The sequence below is a fragment of the Lactococcus sp. EKM203L genome (assembly GCF_011800585.1).
GTDB classification, from domain to species: domain Bacteria; phylum Bacillota; class Bacilli; order Lactobacillales; family Streptococcaceae; genus Lactococcus; species Lactococcus lactis.
The window spans coordinates 238,027-258,786 of the sequence record NZ_JAALEQ010000003.1 but is presented as its reverse complement, the minus strand read 5'-3'; the positions used below and the strand labels follow the sequence as shown (position 1 = coordinate 258,786).

At 34.3% G+C, this 20,760-nt stretch carries 19 protein-coding genes and 1 pseudogene; all 20 read left to right on the top strand.

What is annotated here, in order from left to right; translation table 11 throughout:
- Positions 1–747 (top strand): annotated as a pseudogene (locus HFD15_RS07075) (hypothetical protein); the annotation flags it as partial.
- Between the two features lie 159 nt (positions 748–906).
- Complete coding sequence (locus HFD15_RS07070; RefSeq protein WP_023189853.1) at positions 907–1,761, top strand: bifunctional methylenetetrahydrofolate dehydrogenase/methenyltetrahydrofolate cyclohydrolase; 855 nt, start codon at positions 907–909, stop codon at positions 1,759–1,761.
- Positions 1,762–1,926: 165 nt separating this feature from the next.
- A complete protein-coding gene (xseA, locus tag HFD15_RS07065) occupies positions 1,927–3,180 on the top strand; it encodes an exodeoxyribonuclease VII large subunit (RefSeq protein WP_167593342.1) in 1,254 nt (417 codons plus the stop codon).
- Positions 3,180–3,419 (top strand): exodeoxyribonuclease VII small subunit, encoded by a 240-nt coding sequence (locus HFD15_RS07060; protein ID WP_003131346.1) that lies wholly within the window; start codon positions 3,180–3,182, stop codon positions 3,417–3,419. Before xseA ends, HFD15_RS07060 begins: the two co-directional genes overlap by 1 nt.
- Before the next feature lie 148 nt (positions 3,420–3,567).
- Positions 3,568–4,725, top strand: a complete 1,158-nt coding sequence (locus HFD15_RS07055; RefSeq protein ID WP_023189851.1) for a glycerate kinase — start codon at positions 3,568–3,570, stop codon at positions 4,723–4,725.
- An 81-nt stretch (positions 4,726–4,806) separates the two neighbouring features.
- Positions 4,807–5,664 carry a polyprenyl synthetase family protein gene (locus HFD15_RS07050; protein WP_003131348.1) on the top strand — a complete coding sequence of 286 codons (858 nt, stop codon included), beginning with the start codon at positions 4,807–4,809 and terminating at the stop codon, positions 5,662–5,664.
- A 79-nt stretch (positions 5,665–5,743) separates the two neighbouring features.
- Positions 5,744–6,550, top strand: a complete 807-nt coding sequence (locus HFD15_RS07045) for a TlyA family RNA methyltransferase (RefSeq protein WP_015426159.1) — start codon at positions 5,744–5,746, stop codon at positions 6,548–6,550.
- A complete protein-coding gene (locus HFD15_RS07040) occupies positions 6,547–6,993 on the top strand; it encodes an arginine repressor (protein WP_003131351.1) in 447 nt (148 codons plus the stop codon). The genes HFD15_RS07045 and HFD15_RS07040 overlap by 4 nt, the downstream gene beginning before the upstream one ends.
- 146 nt (positions 6,994–7,139) lie before the next feature.
- Positions 7,140–8,807: a DNA repair protein RecN gene (gene recN / locus HFD15_RS07035; RefSeq protein WP_039115035.1), complete on the top strand. Its 1,668-nt coding sequence runs from the start codon at positions 7,140–7,142 to the stop codon at positions 8,805–8,807.
- A 723-nt stretch (positions 8,808–9,530) separates the two neighbouring features.
- Entirely contained in the window at positions 9,531–10,097 is a 567-nt protein-coding gene (locus tag HFD15_RS07030; RefSeq protein ID WP_058208308.1) for a TMEM175 family protein, read from the top strand.
- Between the two features lie 97 nt (positions 10,098–10,194).
- Positions 10,195–10,716, top strand: a complete 522-nt coding sequence (locus tag HFD15_RS07025; RefSeq protein ID WP_003131354.1) for a DUF805 domain-containing protein — start codon at positions 10,195–10,197, stop codon at positions 10,714–10,716.
- Between the two features lie 23 nt (positions 10,717–10,739).
- Positions 10,740–11,678, top strand: a complete 939-nt coding sequence (locus HFD15_RS07020; protein WP_167593341.1) for a DUF805 domain-containing protein — start codon at positions 10,740–10,742, stop codon at positions 11,676–11,678.
- A 219-nt stretch (positions 11,679–11,897) separates the two neighbouring features.
- Positions 11,898–12,851 carry a 16S rRNA (cytosine(1402)-N(4))-methyltransferase RsmH gene (rsmH, locus tag HFD15_RS07015; RefSeq protein WP_010905597.1) on the top strand — a complete coding sequence of 318 codons (954 nt, stop codon included), beginning with the start codon at positions 11,898–11,900 and terminating at the stop codon, positions 12,849–12,851.
- Between the two features lie 157 nt (positions 12,852–13,008).
- A complete protein-coding gene (locus HFD15_RS07010) occupies positions 13,009–13,389 on the top strand; it encodes a cell division protein FtsL (RefSeq protein ID WP_003131357.1) in 381 nt (126 codons plus the stop codon).
- Entirely contained in the window at positions 13,386–15,677 is a 2,292-nt protein-coding gene (locus tag HFD15_RS07005; protein ID WP_058208310.1) for a penicillin-binding protein, read from the top strand. The genes HFD15_RS07010 and HFD15_RS07005 overlap by 4 nt, the downstream gene beginning before the upstream one ends.
- A gap of 64 nt (positions 15,678–15,741) precedes the next feature.
- On the top strand, positions 15,742–16,731 hold the full coding sequence (gene mraY, locus HFD15_RS07000) for a phospho-N-acetylmuramoyl-pentapeptide-transferase (protein WP_010905599.1): 990 nt from the start codon (positions 15,742–15,744) through the stop codon (positions 16,729–16,731).
- Positions 16,732–16,929: 198 nt separating this feature from the next.
- On the top strand, positions 16,930–17,208 hold the full coding sequence (locus tag HFD15_RS06995) for a hypothetical protein (protein ID WP_167593340.1): 279 nt from the start codon (positions 16,930–16,932) through the stop codon (positions 17,206–17,208).
- A gap of 132 nt (positions 17,209–17,340) precedes the next feature.
- Positions 17,341–18,861, top strand: coding sequence for an ABC transporter permease (locus HFD15_RS06990; protein ID WP_058208311.1), 1,521 nt, complete (start codon positions 17,341–17,343; stop codon positions 18,859–18,861).
- Positions 18,862–18,965: 104 nt separating this feature from the next.
- A complete protein-coding gene (locus tag HFD15_RS06985; RefSeq protein ID WP_012897517.1) occupies positions 18,966–19,628 on the top strand; it encodes an ABC transporter ATP-binding protein in 663 nt (220 codons plus the stop codon).
- Positions 19,629–19,785: 157 nt separating this feature from the next.
- The gene (locus HFD15_RS06980) at positions 19,786–20,661 is read left to right on the top strand and encodes a LysR family transcriptional regulator (protein ID WP_012897518.1); all 876 of its coding nucleotides are present in this window, start codon (positions 19,786–19,788) and stop codon (positions 20,659–20,661) included.
- Positions 20,662–20,760 lie beyond the last annotated feature (99 nt).

Here is a 20,760-nt window from a genome sequence, read left to right as displayed (position 1 = left end):
TCCATTGAAAGTAGTGTTGCCAGTTCATCTTCGGTAGACTCGAGTCAGTCAAGTTCAGCTGGGGTAAATAGCTCAAGTTCAAGCTCAGAAGGTTCAAGTGCTTCAAGTTCAAATTCCAGTGAAAGTAGTATTGGCAGTTCATCTTCGGTAGACTCAAGTCAATCGAGTTCAGCTGGAGTAAATAGCTCAAGTTCAAGCTCAGAAGGTTCAAGTGCTTCAAGCTTAAGTTCAAGCGAAAGTAGTATGACAAGTTCTGGTGGGACAAGTGATTCAAATTCAAACACTGGTCAAACTAGTACTACAAGTTCATCTTCTGAAAATTCAAGTCATTCGAGTCTGAGTTCAAATGAATCAAGTAGTGCAAGTTTGACTTCATCTGAGTCAAGTGGTTCAACAACATCTTCAAGTATGTTGACTAATCCAAATTTACAATCTAATGATAAAAATGGCTCAAGTCTAACTTCAAATAGTTCGTATACTTCAGAAGTGAAACTAAATAACTTGAGTCACTCAAATTTATCTTCAAATGAAGCAAAAGTTTCGACTTTAATTTCTAAGGTATCAAGTAGTCCAAGTCTTTCAAGTTCATTAAGCGCAATGAGCTTGCAACTTGTACCAACTGTAACGAAAGAAGAGCTTCCCAAAACAGGTGCTGATGATGATTTAAGTTTAGTATTAGCAGAATTGGGATTGGGATTAGTGGCAACGTTAACTATTGGAAAAGTTAAATATAAAAAAAGGTTTTGAGTAGTATATTTTAATTAAGGACTTCTTTTCTTTGGAAAGAAGTTTCTTTTTAATTTGGAATTATTCCTTTATTAAAAATTACGAACAATTTAAAATAAAGAAAGAAAAAGGAATGATGATGATTAGAGGATGAATGTTAGCTTATGGTATAATAGTTCTATGAACTTGATAGATGGAAAAGCACTTGCTGCTAAAATGCAAGCTGAGTTGAAAGTTAAAGTCGATAAATTAAAAGAAGCGGACAATGTTCCAGGTCTTGCCGTTATTCTTGTGGGCGAAGATCCTGCGAGTCAAATTTATGTCCGAAATAAAGCACGACAAGCCACAGCAATTGGTTTAAATTCTAGTGTGGTTCGTCTACCAGAAACTGTGTCGGAACAAGAACTGTTAGATTTAATTGAACAGTATAATCAGTCAGAACAATGGCATGGTATTTTGGTACAATTGCCATTGCCAGAACATATTTCTGAAGAAAAGGTTTTACTAGCTATTGATCCAGAAAAAGATGTGGATGGTTTTCACCCAATGAATATGGGACGTTTGTGGTCTGGAAATCCTTTGATGATTCCTTCAACTCCAGCCGGTATAATGGAAATGTTCCGAGAATATGATGTGGAACTTTCTGGTAAACGTGCAGTTGTGATTGGTCGTTCAAATATCGTCGGAAAACCAATGGCGCAATTATTAATGATGGCTGATGCTACTGTGACAATTGCTCATTCAAAAACAGAAAACTTGCGCGAATTGACTAAGGAAGCGGATATTTTGGTGGTTGCTATTGGCCGTGACCGGATGATTAAAGCTGAGGATGTCAAAAAAGGGGCAGTTGTAATTGATGTTGGGATGAACCGTGATGAAGATGGAAAACTTCATGGCGATGTTGATTTTGATGAAGTAAAAGATGTTGCAAGTTTGATTACTCCCGTTCCTGGTGGAGTTGGTCCGATGACGATTACAATGCTTATGGAACAGACAGTTCGTGCAGCAAGTAGAAAAATGAATGAAAATAAATAGTTAATTAATAAAAGAGTAACTAAGTTTATAGTAATTTCTAAAGACTTATTTTTAAGTTAGAAGTTTTTTGAAGATAAACTTTTTACTTTTTTTCGATTTTAGCAGTAGAAATTTTACTAACAGAATGATTAGTAAAAGATTAATTGAGAACTAAAGAGTGAGGGAATGACAGAATATTTATCAGTATCAACCTTAACAAAATATTTAAAAGCGAAATTTGACCGTGATCCATATCTTGAACGGGTTTATTTGACAGGAGAAATTTCAAATTTTAGAAGAAGACCAAATCATCAATATTTTGCACTTAAAGATGAGGGCGCTGTGATTCAAGCTACGATGTGGGCGGGACAATTTCGCAAATTAGACTTTGAATTAGAAGAGGGGATGAAAGTTTTGGCTGTCGGTCGAATCAGTATTTATCCACCTTCTGGCTCTTATTCTATAAATATTGAAAGTTTAGTTCCAGATGGCGTTGGAGCTCTTGCGGTTAAGTTTGAACAGTTGAAGAAAAAGCTGACTGCTGAAGGGCTATTTGAACAACGTTGGAAACAAACTTTGCCACAATTTTCTAAGAAAATAGCTGTGGTAACTAGCCCGTCAGGAGCGGTCATTCGGGATATTATTACGACGGTTCAACGTCGTTTTCCGATGAGTCAAATCATTCTTTATCCGACAAAAGTTCAAGGACAAGGTTCGGCTGAAGAAATTGCTGGAAATATCCGTCGAGCTAATCAATGTGGTGATTTTGATGTCATGATTATTGGTCGTGGTGGTGGGTCTATCGAAGATTTATGGGGATTTAATGAAGAAATTGTGGTTCGAGCAATTTTTGAATCACGTATTCCAATTATTTCATCGGTTGGACATGAAACAGATGTGACTTTAGCTGATTTTGTTGCTGATAGTCGTGCAGCGACTCCAACAGCGGCAGCCGAATTAGCAACACCAAATACGAAGGTTGATTTAATAAATTGGGCGAATGAGCAGGAAAAACGACTTTTTAACCGCTTAACACATTTAATTAAAATAAGGCGTGAACGAGTAGATAAATTAAGCCAGTCAATCGTTTTTAGACAGCCAGAACGCTTGTACGATGGACACTTACAAAAACTTGACCGTCTGTGTGAACGTTTGTCAGTGCTGACGGAAAATAAAGTTGCAAATATGAAACACCGTTATGAGCTGTCAGCTGGGAAATTAATTCCGACTTACGGAAAGATAGTTGAAGCTAAAAAGAATAAGACGGAGCAACTTTATCAGTCTTTACTTTTATTAGATATCTCGAAAATAAAAGCGCGTGGTTTTTCCCTCGTTACTGACGAAAAGGGAAAGATTATTAAATCCGTAAGTGATGTGAAAAAAGGTCAGACTTTAGATGTTGAATTGACTGACGGAAAAGTAATAGTGGAGGTAAAATAATGGCAACCAAAAAAGAAGATGTAAAATTTGAAGATAATTTGGCAGAGTTAGAAAATATTGTTCGTAAGTTGGAATCTGGTGATGTAGCGTTGGAAGATGCTATTGCTGAATTTCAAAAAGGAATGAAAATTTCGGAAACTTTGAAAAAAACACTCAATGAAGCGGAAGAAACATTAGTAAAAATAGTTGGAAAAAATGATCAGGAGAGTGATTTCTCTCCGGAACAGAAAGACTATTAAAATAAAAAACCTTTGATTTTTCAAGGTTTTTTATTTTAAACAAAATTTTACTGACAAAAAAGCCTATTATTCTAATATCAATCTTATTTATTATATACTAATAGTAGATAGAGTTATGGTCAAGTCTTTTATAGAAAGAGTAGATTAAATGAAGAAAAAATTTGTATTAGCGCCAGATTCTTTCAAAGAAAGTTTGAGTGCGCTGGAAGTTTGTCAAGCAATGGAAAAAGGAATTAAAAAAGTTTTTCCTAAAGCTGAAATAATTTCTATGCCAATGGCTGACGGTGGTGAGGGGACAACAGATGCTTTGATTGATGCAACGGGTGGACGACGGGTATATAAAAAAGTACAAGGTTCATTTGCAAATACAAATGTAGAGGCCTATTTTGGTATTTTGGGAAACTCAAATACGGCGGTCATTGAGATGGCAAAGGCAAATGGTCTGGAATTGGTTGCTTTGGAAGATAGAAATCCATTGATTACATCAACCTATGGAACAGGGCAATTAATTAAGGCTGCAATGGATGAAGGAGTAGATAAAATCATCATTGGCATTGGTGGAAGTGCGACTAATGATGGTGGCTCTGGAATGGCTCGTGCTTTGGGAGCTAGGTTTTTAAATAAGGACCAAGAAGAAATTCCACTTGGTGGAGCTTTCCTTAAAGAAGTCAGAACAATTGATATGAGTGATTTTGACCCAAGAGTAGATGAAATTGAAATATTAATTGCTACTGATGTCACCAATCCTTTAACCGGAAATAATGGCGCTTCTTATGTTTTTGGACCACAAAAGGGAGCAACTGAGGAAATGGTCAAAATATTGGATGAAAACTTGAAGCATTATGCAGAAATTGTTCATAATGATCTGGGAATAAATGTTAAAAATAAACCGGGATCCGGCGCAGCAGGTGGTTTGGGAGCAGGTTTGCTTGCTTTTACCAATGCAAAAATGCAATTAGGAATTGAGCTTGTTGCACAAACAATATACTTAGAAGATAAAATTAAAGAAACTGATTATGTATTTACAGGTGAAGGTGGAATGAATTATCAGACAAAATTTGGTAAAGCACCTTATGGCGTCTGTAAAATTGCTAAAAAATACAAGAAACCTTGCTTTGCTTTGGCAGGATATATTGGGGATGGAGCAGAGGTTCTTTATGACGAAGGAATGACCGCTATTTTTGGTGTTTTGAGTCAAGCACAATCTTTGTCAGATGCCTTGGCTGACGGCGCAAAGAACGTTGAGCGAACGAGTGAAAATATTACAAGAGTATTAGCAATGAATGAGCAAAAGGCTCACTTATAAAAATGGAGTGGATTTAAAAAATAAAAAAATTTCCTCAAATCATCACGGTTTTTAGCCGTGAATTTTGGTATAATTAGGGTAATGGATACGAAGATACTAAAGTTAGAAGACTTTTTAACTGAATTTTATGAAAGCGCTGAATTTCCAACTGGCTTAGCCGAATCAGCAAAATATTCTTTATTGGCAGGCGGTAAACGAATTCGCCCCCTCCTTTTTTTAAACCTATTAGAGGCTTTTGATTTAGAATTGAGTAAGGCTCATTATCATGTGGCAGCCGCACTTGAGATGATTCATACGGGTTCTTTAATCCATGATGACTTACCAGCAATGGATAATGATGATTATCGTCGAGGGCAGTTAACTAATCACAAGAAATTTGACGAGGCAACTGCAATTTTAGCTGGTGATACTTTATTTTTTGACCCTTTCTTTATCCTTTCAACTGCTGATTTATCCGCAGAAATAATAGTAGCGTTGACGCGTGAATTGGCCTTTGCTTCAGGTTCTTATGGAATGGTTGCGGGTCAAATCTTGGATATGGCTGGTGAAGGAAAAGAGTTGACATTGGCTGAAATTGAGCAGATTCATCGCTTGAAAACTGGGCGACTTTTAACTTTTCCTTTTGTAGCTGCTGGAATTGTTGCTCAAAAATCAACGGATGAAGTTGAAAAACTTCGTCAAGTGGGACAAATTTTAGGATTGGCTTTTCAAATTCGAGATGATATTTTAGATGTCACAGCAACTTTTGCTGAGCTTGGAAAAACACCAGGTAAGGATATTTTAGAGGAAAAATCAACATATGTTGCTCATTTAGGACTTGAGGGAGCAAAAAAATCACTGACAGGAAATTTGTCAGAAGTTAAAAAATTACTGACAGACTTATCAGTTACTGACAGCTCTGAAATTTTTAAAATTATTGAGCAATTGGAAGTGAAATAAAAAAAATAGAAATATAAAAAGAAATTATTAGTTACATTTCTAAGAAAAATACGTATAATTACTATAAAGAAAGATCTACATGAAAGAAAGAATTGACGTACTTGCCACGAATCAAGGTTTGTTTGAAACACGAGAGCAAGCCAAAAGAGGAGTAATGGCTGGTCTAGTTGTTGATAGTAAATCAGGAGAGCGTTACGATAAACCTGGTCAGAAAATTGATGATGGAACAGAACTTCGTCTTAAAGGTGAAAAGTTAAGATATGTTAGTCGAGGAGGGTTAAAATTAGAAAAGGCTCTTAAAGAATTCCATTTAGAAATTAATGGAAAAACTTGTCTTGATATTGGTTCTTCAACTGGTGGTTTTACTGATGTAATGCTTCAAAATGGTGCCAAATTAGTCTATGCTTTAGATGTTGGAACCAATCAATTGGCTTGGAAAATTCGTTCAGATGAACGCGTTGTCGTTATGGAACAATTTAATTTCCGAAATGCTGTTTTAGCTGACTTTGAACAAGGAAGACCGTCATTTACTAGTATAGATGTTAGTTTTATTTCTTTAGATTTAATTCTACCGCCACTTTATGAAATTTTGGAAGAAAATGGCGAAGTAGCAGCTCTTATTAAACCGCAGTTTGAAGCGGGACGTGAACAAGTCGGAAAAAATGGGATTATTCGTGACCCTAAAGTTCACCAAATGACTATTGAAAAAGTTTTAAAAACAGCCACTCAACTTGGTTTTTCAGTAAAAGGTTTGACCTTTTCGCCAATCAAGGGTGGGGCTGGAAACGTTGAATTTCTTGTCCATTTACTTAAAGATGGAAAAGCAGAAATTGCTCAGCAGGTTAATATTGAATCAGTTTTACAAAAAGAAAGTGAAGAACTATGAAAAGAGAAGACCGATTAAACTTTATTGCTCAATTTATCCGTGAAAACGAAATTAAAACGCAAGAAGAACTTGTGAATACCCTCTTAACTCATGGAATTGACGTTACTCAAGCGACCGTTTCCCGCGATATTAAATCACTTGCCCTAATCAAGGTGCCAGCTGAATCTGGTGGTTATCGTTATGATTTACCAAAAAACAAGGAAGTTTTACAGTCAAGCCTTCATAAAGCCTTAGCTTTTGATGCAATTACGGGAACAAAAATCAAAGATAATATGCTCTGGATTCTTGCTAATCCAGGGACAACAAGTCTTGTGAAAAATTATCTTTTGGAAGAATATAGCGATGATATTTTTTCAATCATTATTGATGATGATAGTGCTTTAGTTATTTTTGAAATGGAAGAAGATGCTAAAAATCTTTATAATTTACTGACAGAATTTTAAATTTACTGACAAGATATTGTGACAAAATTCTGCTGAATATTTTGAGCGAATTAATAGCTGTCAGTAAAAAAAGAATATAAGTAGGAAAGATAAGGTTATTAGGTTACTGATAGCCTTGTCATTTATTTTTGAGAAAGGAAATTTTGATGTTACAAGAGATTTCAATCAAAAATTTTGCAATTATTGAAGAAATTCATCTATCCTTTGAGAGCGGAATGACGATTTTAACTGGGGAAACTGGTGCGGGAAAATCAATAATTATTGATGCAATGTCTTTATTATTAGGTGGCCGTGCTTCGAGTGATTTTGTGCGACATGGGGCAAACAAAGCCGAAATAGAAGGTCTCTTTTTCTTTGATAAAACTCCAGAATTGAAGACGGTATTATTAGAACTTGGCTTTGAAGAAGTAGATTCTGAAATTATTTTAAGACGTGAGATTTTTGCTAATGGTCGTTCCGTTTGTCGAATCAATGGTCAAATGGTTAATTTAGCTACGCTAAGACAAGTGGGTGAATTATTAGTTGATATTCATGGTCAACACGATAGCCAAGAATTGATGAATCCGAAAAGCCATCTTCGTTTACTTGATGAATTTGGTGACGAAGCCTTTGATCAGATAAAAAATAATTACAAACTCAAATTTGAAAACTTCAAAAATTTGCGTCAACAGCTCAATTTACGACAAAAAAATGAGCAAGAATTTGCTCAAAGAATTGAAATCCTTCAATTTCAGGCTGAAGAAATTGAAGCGGCGGAAATTAATCTTGAAGAAGATGAACAATTAGTTAATCGCCGAGAAAAGTTAAATAATATTAAAAATATTGCTGATTCGCTTAGTAGTGCTTATCTAGCGCTTGATGATGAAGATAATGATTATTCAAGTCTTAATAATATCCGAACAACAATGACAGAATTGGATAAAATTAGTAACTTTGATAATGACTACCAAGAGCTTGCTGACAAGACAGCTGAAAGTTATTATGTATTAGAAGAAGTTGCTAATCAAATTCAAAGAATCATGAGTGATTTAGAATTTAATCCAGCTGAACTTTTACAAATTGAAGACCGGATTATGACCTTGACCACTTTGAAGAAAAAATATGGCCCAGAACTGTCCGATGTGATGAACTATTTAGAGAAAGTCCAACTTGAACTCTCAGAACTGACGGGTTCAGAAAATGACTCAGAAAATCTAGAAAATACAGTTAAAGTTGCACAAGTTCAACTCATTGAAGCAAGTAAAAAACTTAATGAAGCGCGCCATAAAATTGCCAAAGAAGTTGAAAAAGATATTAAACACGAACTTTCTGAGCTTTATATGGAAAAAGCTGATTTCAAAGTTAGTTTTGAAGGGGCAAAATTTTCAGCAAACGGGAATGAGCATGTTGAATTCTTTATTCAAACCAATCCGGGAGAAGGATTTAAACCGCTGGCAAAAACAGCTTCGGGTGGTGAACTTTCACGTTTAATGCTCGCTATAAAATCAAGCTTTTCAAGACGTGAAAATAAAACAGCCATTGTTTTTGATGAGGTCGATACTGGCGTTTCTGGCCGTGTTGCTCAAGCGATTGCTAATAAAATATATAAAATTGCTAGACATGGGCAAGTTCTTGCAATTTCTCACCTTCCGCAAGTTGTGGCCATTGCCGACAGACAATTTTATATTGAAAAAGCTTCAACCGATGACATTACTACTTCCACAGTTAGAAAATTAAACGCTGAAGAAAGAGTAAATGAAATTGCGAAAATGCTTGCTGGTGAAGATTTAACTAAAGAAGCCTTAGCTCAGGCTAAACGTTTATTGAGCAAATAAATCGAATATTATTAAGAAAAAATCTTGATTTTTAATCAGGATTTTTTATCTTTTAGATGACAAAATCGTAATTAGTGTAAAATTGCAACCACAAATGTGTATAAACCGAAAATAATAAATGTTAAAATTAAATTGTAGTTACACTATTAAAAATATTGGAGTATATGTGAAAGTAAATAAAATTTGGATTTTAATCATTTTGGTCTGTTTGTTTTTTCAATTTATGGGCATTATAATCAAAATTATTTTTTCTTGTTCGTAGGTATTGTTGGTGCCTGTGCGGGAATAATCTGTATGTTATGCGAAATGCTGATCCAAATTCTTAGAAATCAAAAGATAAAAAAATAAATTAAAAAAACTAATTATAGATAAATTTCTTTGATTTGTTAGCAAATGTTACTGACAAGCCTTTTGAAAAAGGCTAAAATATCTTTATATACTATGTGCCAACTTCCAAGTCAGAGAGCCATAGATAAAAACGCCTTCTCCTATATAAGATAAGGGCGTTTTTATTATAAATTTGAAGCCTCAATTTATTGGGGCTTTTTATCTCCAAAGGAGATATTATGAAGTAAAATTAGATTTTTTACCATTAAGAACTTCTGTTAAAGTTCTTTTATGAATTAAACTCAATATGTTATAATGAGATATCAACCATAGTACTGAAAGGAGAGGTTTGTAATTTAAAAACTGAAGTCGTATTTTATAATTTAGGAGTTAAAAATGAGTAAAACACGTTTAGAAGCATTTACGGATGCTGTCATCGCAATTATCATGACTGTCTTAGTTTTAGAATTAGTCCGTCCAGATTCAGATAGCTTGCAAAGTTTTATTGCTTTACTTCCGCATCTGGGTGTCTATTTTGTAAGTTTTTTTATACTGGCTATTTACTGGGTCAATCACCATCATCTTTTTCAAAGCATCAAAAGAATTAATGGAAAAGTTCTATGGATAAATATTAGTTTTCTTTTTGTCTTATCACTTATTCCTATTTTTTCTAACTGGGTATCAATCTATCCTAATTCATTTATCCCAGAAGTAGGCTATGTGATTATCTTTTTCTTCGGGAATTTTATTTATCTACTTTTGACAAGAGAATTATTGAAAATCAATGGACATCGTAAAACGTCTGAGACAACGATTAGAAAAAATATCCTAAGTGTTGTGCTCAATATTGTCAGCATTTTATTAGGTTATTTTATAGCTCCAGTAATCATGCTTGTTGGTTCAGCCTTAATTTTTTCAATGTGGGTGATTCCAGATAAAAATATTGAAAAAATGTTTAAATAATCTTTTAATAAAAATATGAGTTTACTTAATAAAAAAGTTTGGAATAAATAACTGACCTTCTGTCAGTAAATAATATTATAAGTAAAGAGGAATAACAATGATTAAAGCATACATCAAATATTGGAAAAAAGCAGGAGATTTAAAATCTTATTCAAATCGTTCGGATTATTGGTGGGTTTTCTTGACTAATTCAATCATATTTGCGATTCTCAGCATTTTAAACTTTATGGTGACAATCCCTAAAGCTGGGAAAATAATGAGCCAATCTGCAACTTTATCACAAAAAGAAATTATTCAACAGGTGACAGACTTATATGCCAACCCCACGGGTGGAGCATTAGTAATAGTTATTGTTACAGCTCTCATTGGTCTAGCTATTCTTGTTCCTAATATCAGTTTGACAGCTCGTCGTTTACGTGATGCTAGGTTTCCTTGGTGGATTGCTCTTGTTTTTGGAGTAGCTGCAATTTATGGGCTGGTTACAATGTTTATTCATCAAGATCTTCTAGCAAAAATGGGTTATTTTGTTGGATTTATCAATTTCATTATTTATATTCTTTGCCTTTTTCCAACCAAATATGGCATTGACGAAGAAGATGATTCAAGAACTTATGAATAATTAAAAAAATAGAGAGGTAAAATATGGTTCAAGCTTATAAAAAATTTTGGCTGGGAGCTTTCACTTTCAATAAAAAAACTAGTCGTAAAGATTTTTGGTCAGCCTTATTAACTCATATCATAATATTTGTCATCTTGTTTAAAGCTTATCATTTCTTTAATCTACTAGATTTTTATCAACTAACGACTTTATGGCAAACTTTTGCTTCATTCTTTCAATTAATATTTAATCTATATTTCTTTGGAAGTTTATTGTCCTTCATTGCTCTAACTGTTCGGAGATTGAATGATGCAGATTTACCTTGGGGACTTATTTTTCTTAATTTTATCCTTGGTCTAGGAACTCTTGTGCTCTTGATACTTAACCTATTTCCAAGTTCGCCTAGAGCTTTAAAATTCAAGGAATACGAGATTAATTCTTCTCAAGAATTTAATAATTTACCAGAGACAAAGACATTATCAGGTATATTCAAGGACTATTTTAAAAATTACTTTGAATTTCGCGGAAGAACGACAAGAAGAAATTTTTGGTGGATGCAACTGTTTTGGGGATTGACCGTTATTCTTTTTCTGTTTTTAATCTATCTTTTCAATCAATTTGAACAAATAATGTTTGGCTATAATTTTATTGGTAGTATGGTCTTGCGTTTATTCTTTTTCCTATTTATCTTAGGAACATTTTTCCCACAACTTACGATTCATGTAAGACGCTTAAGAGATGCTGGTTTGAGTAATTTAGGATTATCACTTTTGTTAGGTGGAACAAGTGGAATATTAATTTTCTATCAAATGTTCACGAAGACATTAAAAATAACATATACAACCGGTCACTATCAATTAGTTCAATATCTCTTATTTTTACTAGTAATGATTGCAGTATTGAGTTTAATTCTTGTAGAAGTAATGGCGACAGGAGAATTAAAAACGAATAAAAAAAATTCTTTATTTGAAAAAATAGACTGATTAATTTCAGTCTATTTTTAGTATTAATTGTTAAACTATAAAAAGTCATGTTTACACAACTTGTAAATTGAATTGACATCAAAGAAGCCAGTAATAGATGCAAATGCAGTTCATGTAAGCCTTTTTATTAAAAAAATCGTTACATAATCATGTAAACTACTACAAAAATAGAAAAAAAGTGATATAATAAACTGTAAGTATACAAGGAGGACGGCGCTCTTGCCAAAAACAATAGCATTTAAGCATGATACAGTCTTACTACATGAAACCGTAGATATGCTTGAAGTAAAGCCAAATGGAATTTATGTTGATGCGACACTAGGTGGCGCAGGACATAGTGAGTATCTTCTTAGTAAACTGACTAATGGTCATCTTTATTCATTTGACCAGGATGAAACTGCTCATGAAAACGCAAAAGTACGCTTAAGTGAGCAACTTGCAGAAGATAAAGTAACATTGATTAAAAGTAATTTTCGCTATCTTAAATCAGCTTTAGCTGAATTAGGAGTCACGAAAATTGATGGAATTCTTTATGATTTAGGAGTTTCCAGCCCACAATTCGATGATAGTCAACGAGGTTTCTCTTATAAAAAAGAGGCAAGATTAGACATGCGGATGGACCAAAATCAAACTCTTTCTGCTTATGAAGTTGTAAATGATTATCCTTACGAAGCATTAGTTCGCATTTTTTTCCGCTACGGCGAAGATAAATTCTCTAAACAAATTGCTCGTAAGATTGAACAAGCAAGAAAAATTAAACCTATTGAGACAACAATTGAGCTTGCAGATTTAATAAAATCTGCATTGCCTCAAAAAGAACTCAAGAAAAAAGGGCATCCAGCCAAACGCATTTTCCAAGCGATTCGTATTGAAGTAAATGATGAACTTGGAGCAGCGGAAGAATCAATCGAACAAGCCATTGATTTATTAAAAGTTGATGGTCGAATCTCGGTAATTACTTTCCATTCTTTAGAAGATCGTTTAACAAAAACAATTTTCAAAGAATATAGTACAGTTAATGTTCCCAAGGGATTACCGATGCTTCCTAAAGATATGGAAGCTAAACTAAAATTGATTAATCGCAAACCAGTTCTTGCAAGCGAAGAAGAACTCGAATTTAATAATCGAGCTCACAGTGCAAAATTAAGAGTAGCGCAAAAACAAAGAGATTAATCAAATAACAAGTTGGTCTAATAAAGAGGGTTTTCCCACTTGAGGATTGTTTTTGGATGTCTTATATAAATGAAATAACAATATTCAGCTTTTCTCTTTTCAATAGTGAAGAGAGTAAGTTGAATTTCTTTAGTAAGATAAACGAGTGGAGGCAAAGATGGCAGCACAGCCTAAAGAATACTTCGATATAGAAACTGCGGCGAAAAAAGATAGTTATCTCATTGATACGGAAACTTTAGCGCCAGAAGTTCTGGCAAGTAAGTTTAAAAAGTTTTCTGGTGTTGAAAAGGTATTCTATCTGACAATGGTAGTTGCTGCTTTAGTGTTGGCTGTTGGTCTACTTTATGTTAAAACTAAGACACTTGAAGTTCAAGGGAATACAATGGACTTACGTTCAAAAATTTCTCAAGAAACAACCCGAAAAACTGAGTATGATCAACAAATTTTAGATTTAACATCAGGTACTAAAGTGCTTGATACGGCGAATAAAGCTGATTTAAAACAAAATCCTTCTAATGTATTGAAAGCAACGAAATGATAAAATTTTTAAAAAAACTAATTTTCTTTCCTTTTAGAAAAGTATCACGAAATGCCCGAAAAACGAATTGGAGTACAGAAAGAAATCGTAAACGAGTAGGTAAGAGCCTGTTTTTCCTAGCTATTGCGCTGTTTACGGTTTTTATATTTCGTTTTGTCTGGCTAATTACCGTCAATCATGTCGGTGGAACCAATCTTACAACGATGGCCAAGAGCAACTATCAAAGCACAGTAACGGTTCAGGCGAAGCGTGGAACAATATATGACCGTACAGGTGCGGCCATTGCGGTAGACTCAAGTACCTATACAATTTATGCTGTAATTGATAAAACACAGGTTGATTCAAATGGAAATCCTCTTTATATTGATAAGAAAGATTTTACCAAAGTTGAAGATTTCTTAAATAGTAAACTTGGAATTGACCGCGATTTAATTAAAAAGCAGCTCAATTCTAAATTGAAACAAGTTCAATTTGGCCCTAAAGGTAGTGATATCTCTCTTGAAAAAATGAAAGAGATTCAAAAAGCGGCTGAGAATGAAAAAATTGTTGGACTTGGTTTCACGGCAAATATTTCTCGTTCTTATCCTTTTGGAAATTTTGCTTCTCAATTTATTGGTATTGCTCGTCCTAAAGATGAAAATGGTACTCAAGCTCTCAAGGGTGATATGGGCTTGGAAAAAGCCTTCAATAATGTTTTGAGTGGTGAAAATGGTAAAGAAACTTATCAAAAAGATATCTATGGTCGCCCAATTCCAGGAACAACTAAAGTCATTGAACCTGTTAAAAATGGTCAAGACGTTTATACTACACTTGATGCACAACTTCAAAGAAATCTTGAAGGATATATGGACAAAGCGGCTACGGATACTGGAGCACAACAACTTTCAGGAACTTTAGTTGATGCTCATACCGGTGAGATTTTAGCAACAAGTCAACGTCCAACCTATACGGCAACAACGATCAATGCTGCTGAGAAACAAAAGTATTTCACTTGGAACAGTTTACTCTCACAATCAGCCTTTGAACCGGGTTCAACATTTAAAACTTTCTTGATGGCTGGAGCGCTTGATAGTGGAAAAGTAAATCTTAATGAAACTTACCAACGGAAACTTCAAGTTTATGATACAACGATTAATGACTGGGATGTAACAGAAAATAAAAGTTATACTTTGCCAGAAACAGTAACCTATGCTCAAGGTTTTGCTTTATCTTCAAATATTGGGATGAGTAAAATTGAAATGAACATGGGAGATGCTTTATGGGGAAGTTATCTTAATAAATTTAAATTTGGTCTTAAAGTAAGAGCCGGTTTAGATGGTGAAAATCCGGGAGCCCTTCCTTCATCAAATGCCGTTTCGCAAATTCAATCTTCATTTGGTCAAGGGGTTGCGGTTACTCCACTTCAATTGATTAGAGGTTGGACGGCTATTGCTGGAAATGGAACAATGCTTGAGCCACATATTGTCAGCAAAGTAGTAGATCCGAATACAAAAACAAGTTTGACTTCTAAAGCAGAAGTTGTTGGACATCCGGTCTCTAATGATGCAGCAAGTGGTGTGCGTGATTTGATGTTAACAGTAAATACTGACCCTGTTTATGGAACATCTTATTCAACAAGTGGCGATTCTGAGCAAAATCTTGCTGCTGGTCCTTTATTTATGGTCAATGGTGAACCGGCTGCGGTTAAAACGGGGACGGCCCAAATTGCCTCAACAACGGGTGGTTATATGACAGGTTCTCAAGATTACCTTTACTCTGCTGTTGTGATGTATCCTGCTAAGAATCCTGATTTTATTTTCTATATGAATGTAAAAATTCCTACAGAAAGTTGGACGCTTAAATATATTGCTCGAGTGGCAAATCCATTGTTAACAAGTGCTGAAGCAATGAAAAATGATTTATCAGTTAGTGCTGATACTGATACTAAAGCTGGCAAAGTGACCATTGAGAATTATAAAGGCAAAGATTCAGGAGATACTGCTGATAGCTTACGCCGTACTGTCCTTAGTCCGGTTATTATCGGGACAGGGGCAAAAGTAACTGCTCAATCGATTGCTGAAGGTGAAAAAGTTTCAGCAAATTCACGAATTTTACTTTTGACGAATGATAAAGATCAGGTGATGCCTGATATGTATGATTGGTCGAAAAAAGAAGTTGAGCAATTGGCTAATTGGTTTGGAATTAAAGTAACTTATGAAGGGTCAGGAAATAAAGTCTTGACTCAAAGTATCGAAACTTCTACCAATGTTAAAAAAGGTCAAACTCTAACTGTTAAAATGGGAAATTAAAAATTATTAATTGAGGCTCCACAGACACTAGTCTATGTGGAGCTTCAAAAATTAGGAGAAGAAAATGTTATTGAATGGGATAGTGGCGGCGGTAATTACAATGATTATAACAATCATTGGTATTCCTCGCTTCATTATGTTCTTCCACAAGAAAAAATTGGGTGGGCAACCAACCCTTGAAGATGTAAAACAGCATGCTAGTAAAGCTGGGACTCCTACAATGGGCGGTTTTGTCTTCGTTGTTGTGAGTTTAGTAGTTTCATTAATTGCCGCTTTGGTTTTTGGCAAATTTAGTCCAGCTTTCATTACTGCGTGGTGGGTCTTTGCCATGTATGCTGTCATTGGCTTCTTAGATGATTTTTTGAAAGTATTCAAACAAATTAATGAAGGTTTGACTGCCAAACAAAAAATGTTGGCTCAAATTTTAATTGGGATTGTTTCCTATTTCATTTACAGTCATGGGGAAAAATCTCATATTATTCATCTTTTAAGTTGGGAATTTAATATTGGGATTTTCTTTTCAATTTTCATTATTATTTGGCTTGTGGGTTGGTCAAATGCGGTCAATCTTACTGACGGAATCGACGGTCTTGCTTCAATCACTGTTGCGATTTCACTGACAGCTTATGCAGTTATCGCAGTAGCACATCAACAGTACGATGTTTTGTTGATTATCTTGTCAGTCATTGGTGGTTTGCTTGGATTCTTTGTCTTCAATCACAAACCAGCAAAAATTTTCATGGGTGATGTTGGTTCCTTGGCTTTGGGTGGTTTTCTTGCAATTGTTTCAATCTTACTTCATGCCGAATGGACTTTGCTTTTAATTGGTGCGGTTTATGTCATTGAAACACTTTCAGTGATGCTACAAGTTGCTTATTTCAAGAAAACAGGTGGTAAACGTATTTTTAGAATGACTCCTATTCATCATCATTTTGAACTGGGTGGATTTTCTGGAAAAGCAGCTGGTTGGTCAGAATGGAAAATTGACATTGTCTTCTGGTTATTTACAGCAGTGCTGTCAGTAATTGCGCTTTGTATTTACTTTGCTTTTTAATTAATAAATTTACTGACAGAATGGTCAGTGAAAAGTCGCTCTTGTGAGCGACTTTTTTTATTTTTTAAAGTTAATATTTTACTGACAGAATACTCAAGAAAATATTATTTAGCTTTTAGAAAAGCTTAAGTTTTACTTGGGTTGAAATTAAGTTTTAACAATTATAATCAATTTATCAAGAAAAGAAAGGATTCCAAAATGAAAAATGTTCTTAAACTTTTAAAGGGGAAAGAAATTATTTTTGTTTCATTACTAACATTAATTGTTGGTGGAGTAGGTGGCTTTTTCATTGGTAAGGGTCAAAGTAATCAATCGCAGAAAAATAATTTTCAAGAACAAATGCAAAATCGCTTTGGACAAAATGGACGTAGTCCAGACACTAATAGCGGTGCGACTACGGGTGGTTCTAACAGTCAGTCAGGTAATTCAGGAACGACACAAGAAAGTAGTGACGAAAGTGGAACTGCATCAGCATAAAGGACCAAGTGGTTTTTAAGGACGTTGAGCCAATCATTCTTTCCGTCTTTATTTTTAATAAATTGACTGACGTGCTTAAAATCGACTTACAAAAAAGAGTCTATCAGAAGAAGACTCAGAAATGAGGAAAATATGGATTTTATAAGACGTGCATGGCTTTTCACTAAAGCCAAAATTGGACGGACAATACTTTTAATTGTTGCCTTTTCAGCAATTTTAATTTTTGTACTTTCAGGATTAATTATTAATAGTGCAGCTAATGTTTCTATTGATAATGCTAAAAAATCAGCTGGAGCAACCGTATCACTCTCTGTTAACATGCAAAATGTTATCAAAGAAGCACAAAATAGTGCAACATCAAGTTCAAGTAGTAGCAGTTCAAGTGATACTGCTGAAGCAGGTAAACGATTTAATATTGATTTACCAACGATTTCAGAAACAACTGCTGAAAAAATTGCCAAACTTGATGGTGTAAAATCAGCAAGTTTCACTTATCAGGCTCAAGCATCAGCAAGTTCTGGTATTGAAAAAGTTTCAACAAGTACTAGTTCTTCAATTTCATCAACAGATACGCAAGCAGCTGGTGGATTTGGTGGACGTGAAGGAGGAATGGGCGGAGCTTCCCAAGAGGATTTCACAATCAGTGGGACAAATGATTTAGCGGCAAGTACAAGCTTCACAGATTCTTATAAGATTAGTTCTGGACGCGCAATTAAGGCTTCAGATGAGGGGACGAACAATGTTGTCATTGAATCAACCCTTGCTAGCCAAAACTCATTAAAAGTGGGTTCAACTTTCACAATCAAAGATAGTAATGACAAAACATATAAAATGACTGTTGTTGGTATCTATACAACAACAAGTAGCTCGACAGAAAGCTCAATTCAATACATGAATACAATGTATACTGCACTTTCTGTAGCAAATTCTATCAAAGGTACGACTGGCAAAGTATCAAATGCAACTTACAGCATGGAAAATCCTGCACAAGCAGATACTTTTGTAAAAGCTGCTAATAAATTAGTTAATGACAGTAATTTCCAAGTTTCTAAAAATGACCAAGCTTATCAAAATGTAAAATCATCATTGAATAATGTTGCAAGTTTTGCTAGAAATATTGTACTCATTGTAGCAATTGCTGGAGCAATTATCTTAGCGCTTATCGTGATGCTCATGGTTCGCGAACGTCGTTTTGAAATTGGTGTTCTGATGAGTCTTGGAGAATCAAAACTCAAAATTATTGGTCAATTTTTCTTTGAACTCTTCATGGTTATGATTGTTTCGGTTGGTATTGCATCAGCTGCTGGAAATGTAGTAGGAAATGTCGTTGGACAACAACTTTTAAAACAAGAAACAACGCAGACAACGGCAAGCACAAGCAACATGCAAGGAGCTCCAGGAGCAAATGGAGGCAAAACCGAAGGTCAAAGACCATCAGGAAATGCTGGCGGATTTATGGGGCGTGCAGGTGGAGCAATTGGCTTTGGACAATCAGCTTCTGAAGCAAAAGCACTTGAAAAATTGAATATTAAAACTTCTGTCAGTGAAATTTTACTTCTTGTTGCTATTGCGATTTTGATTACACTAATCGCTGTCGGTCTAGCAAGTATTGGAATTCTCAGATTGAATCCTAAACAAGTTTTAACAAATTGATTTCTAAGAAGAACCAGTCTAATAATTTACTGACAGCCTTCAATTTTTATCAAAAATTAATCACCAGATTTTGTCAGTAAATTTTTAAAATGAGAGGAGCAAAGATGACTCTAAAAGTTGAAAATTTAACTTATTATTATAGCAACCCCGATGACTATCTATTTAAAGATGTCACAGAAAGTTTTGAAAAAGGCACGATGTATGCCATTCTAGGACAATCCGGCTCAGGAAAAACTACTTTTCTTTCCCTGCTTGCCGGACTTGATACACCAAAATCTGGAAGTATGTCTTTTGATGATAAAGCAATTAAATCAAGTAATTTAACAAATTATCGCAAAAAAACAGTAAGTACCGTTTTTCAAGCTTATAACTTACTGACCTACATGAGTGCTTATGACAACGTCAAAACAGCCGTAAAAATCTCGTCAGTAAAATTTGAAAATGAAAAAGCAGCAATAGAAGAAGCGTTGAATAAAGTAGGATTGAGCACAGACCTAATTTATAAACCTGTCAGTAAACTTTCAGGTGGTCAGCAACAAAGAGTGGCCATCGCTAGAGCATTAGTTTTAAATCATGAGATAATTATTGCTGACGAACCCACAGGGAATCTCGATGAAGAAACAACAGCCCAAATTGTTGAACTCTTTAAAGAAATTGCTCATAAAGATAATAAAATTGTGATTCTGGTTACTCACGAAAATGAAGTTGCCAAAGCATCAGATGTTGTATTTACCCTTAAACATCGTAAATTTGAAAAGACAGCATAGAATATAAAAACCATTACAATAATTGTAATGGTTTTTTATCCAGCCAAAACAGATAAACTCAAGGTTTATGGACAATTAAACTAGAGTTGCTCAATAATACTTATGGCACTAAGAATAATTACAAAATTATGTTAAAATAGCTTCTAGGAGTATAGCCATGAGTTTAAATTTAAGAGATCTTGAATATTTTTATCAATTGTCAAAATTGCGTTCGTTCACCAATGTTGCCAAACATTTCAGGGTTAGTCAACCCACTATTTCTTACGCAATCAAACGTTTAGAAACCTACTATGACTGTGATTTATTTTATAAAGATTCCTCGCATCAGGTAGTTGATTTAACTCCTGAGGGCGAACTTTTGGCAATGAGAACCAATGAAATTCTCTCTGAACTAAATCACACGAAAAAAGCTATCCATCGTTCGAGTATGAAAGATTTTAAAGTTGGTTTTCCGCCAATTATAAGTTCATATCTTCTATCAAAGCAAGATAATTTGAACTTTTTGAATGCTTTACATATGATTTATGGTGGTTCTAATGAACTCTTGAGCCTACTTTTAAATGAAGAAATAGATTCGAGCCTTTTAGGAAGTCTAGAAAAGATTAAGCATCCCCAATTAGAAATAGAAGAACTCTTTCAAAAAGAATTTTTTATCATTATGTCGGATAGTCATCCACTAGCCAATGAAAAAGAATTAGGATTTAAAGACTTACTTAATGAAGACTTTATCTTATTAGGAGAGCATAATATCCACTTTAATGCCTTTAATCGTTTAAATGAAAAATATAATCAATCAGCTAATGTAGTTTTGAAATTAGATGATGCTCATACCATAAAAGAACTTGTCAGGAAAAATTTAGGGATCAGTCTTATGGCAGATATCCGCTTATCAGAAGACTTTAAAAATCTAGTTAAAGTACCATTTATTGAAGAAGATAAACAATTCTTTCATATTAATTATGCCTATCAAAAAAATTCTATTCTCTCTGAAAGTGAAAAAAACTTTTTAGAAATATTGAAAACATTAAAATAAATATTGCATAAGAGCATCAATGATTTGGTGCTTTTTTGATAGTAATTATTTACAGTAGAAAGCGCACAAAAAACTTTCAGGAAATGTTATAATTAGAAG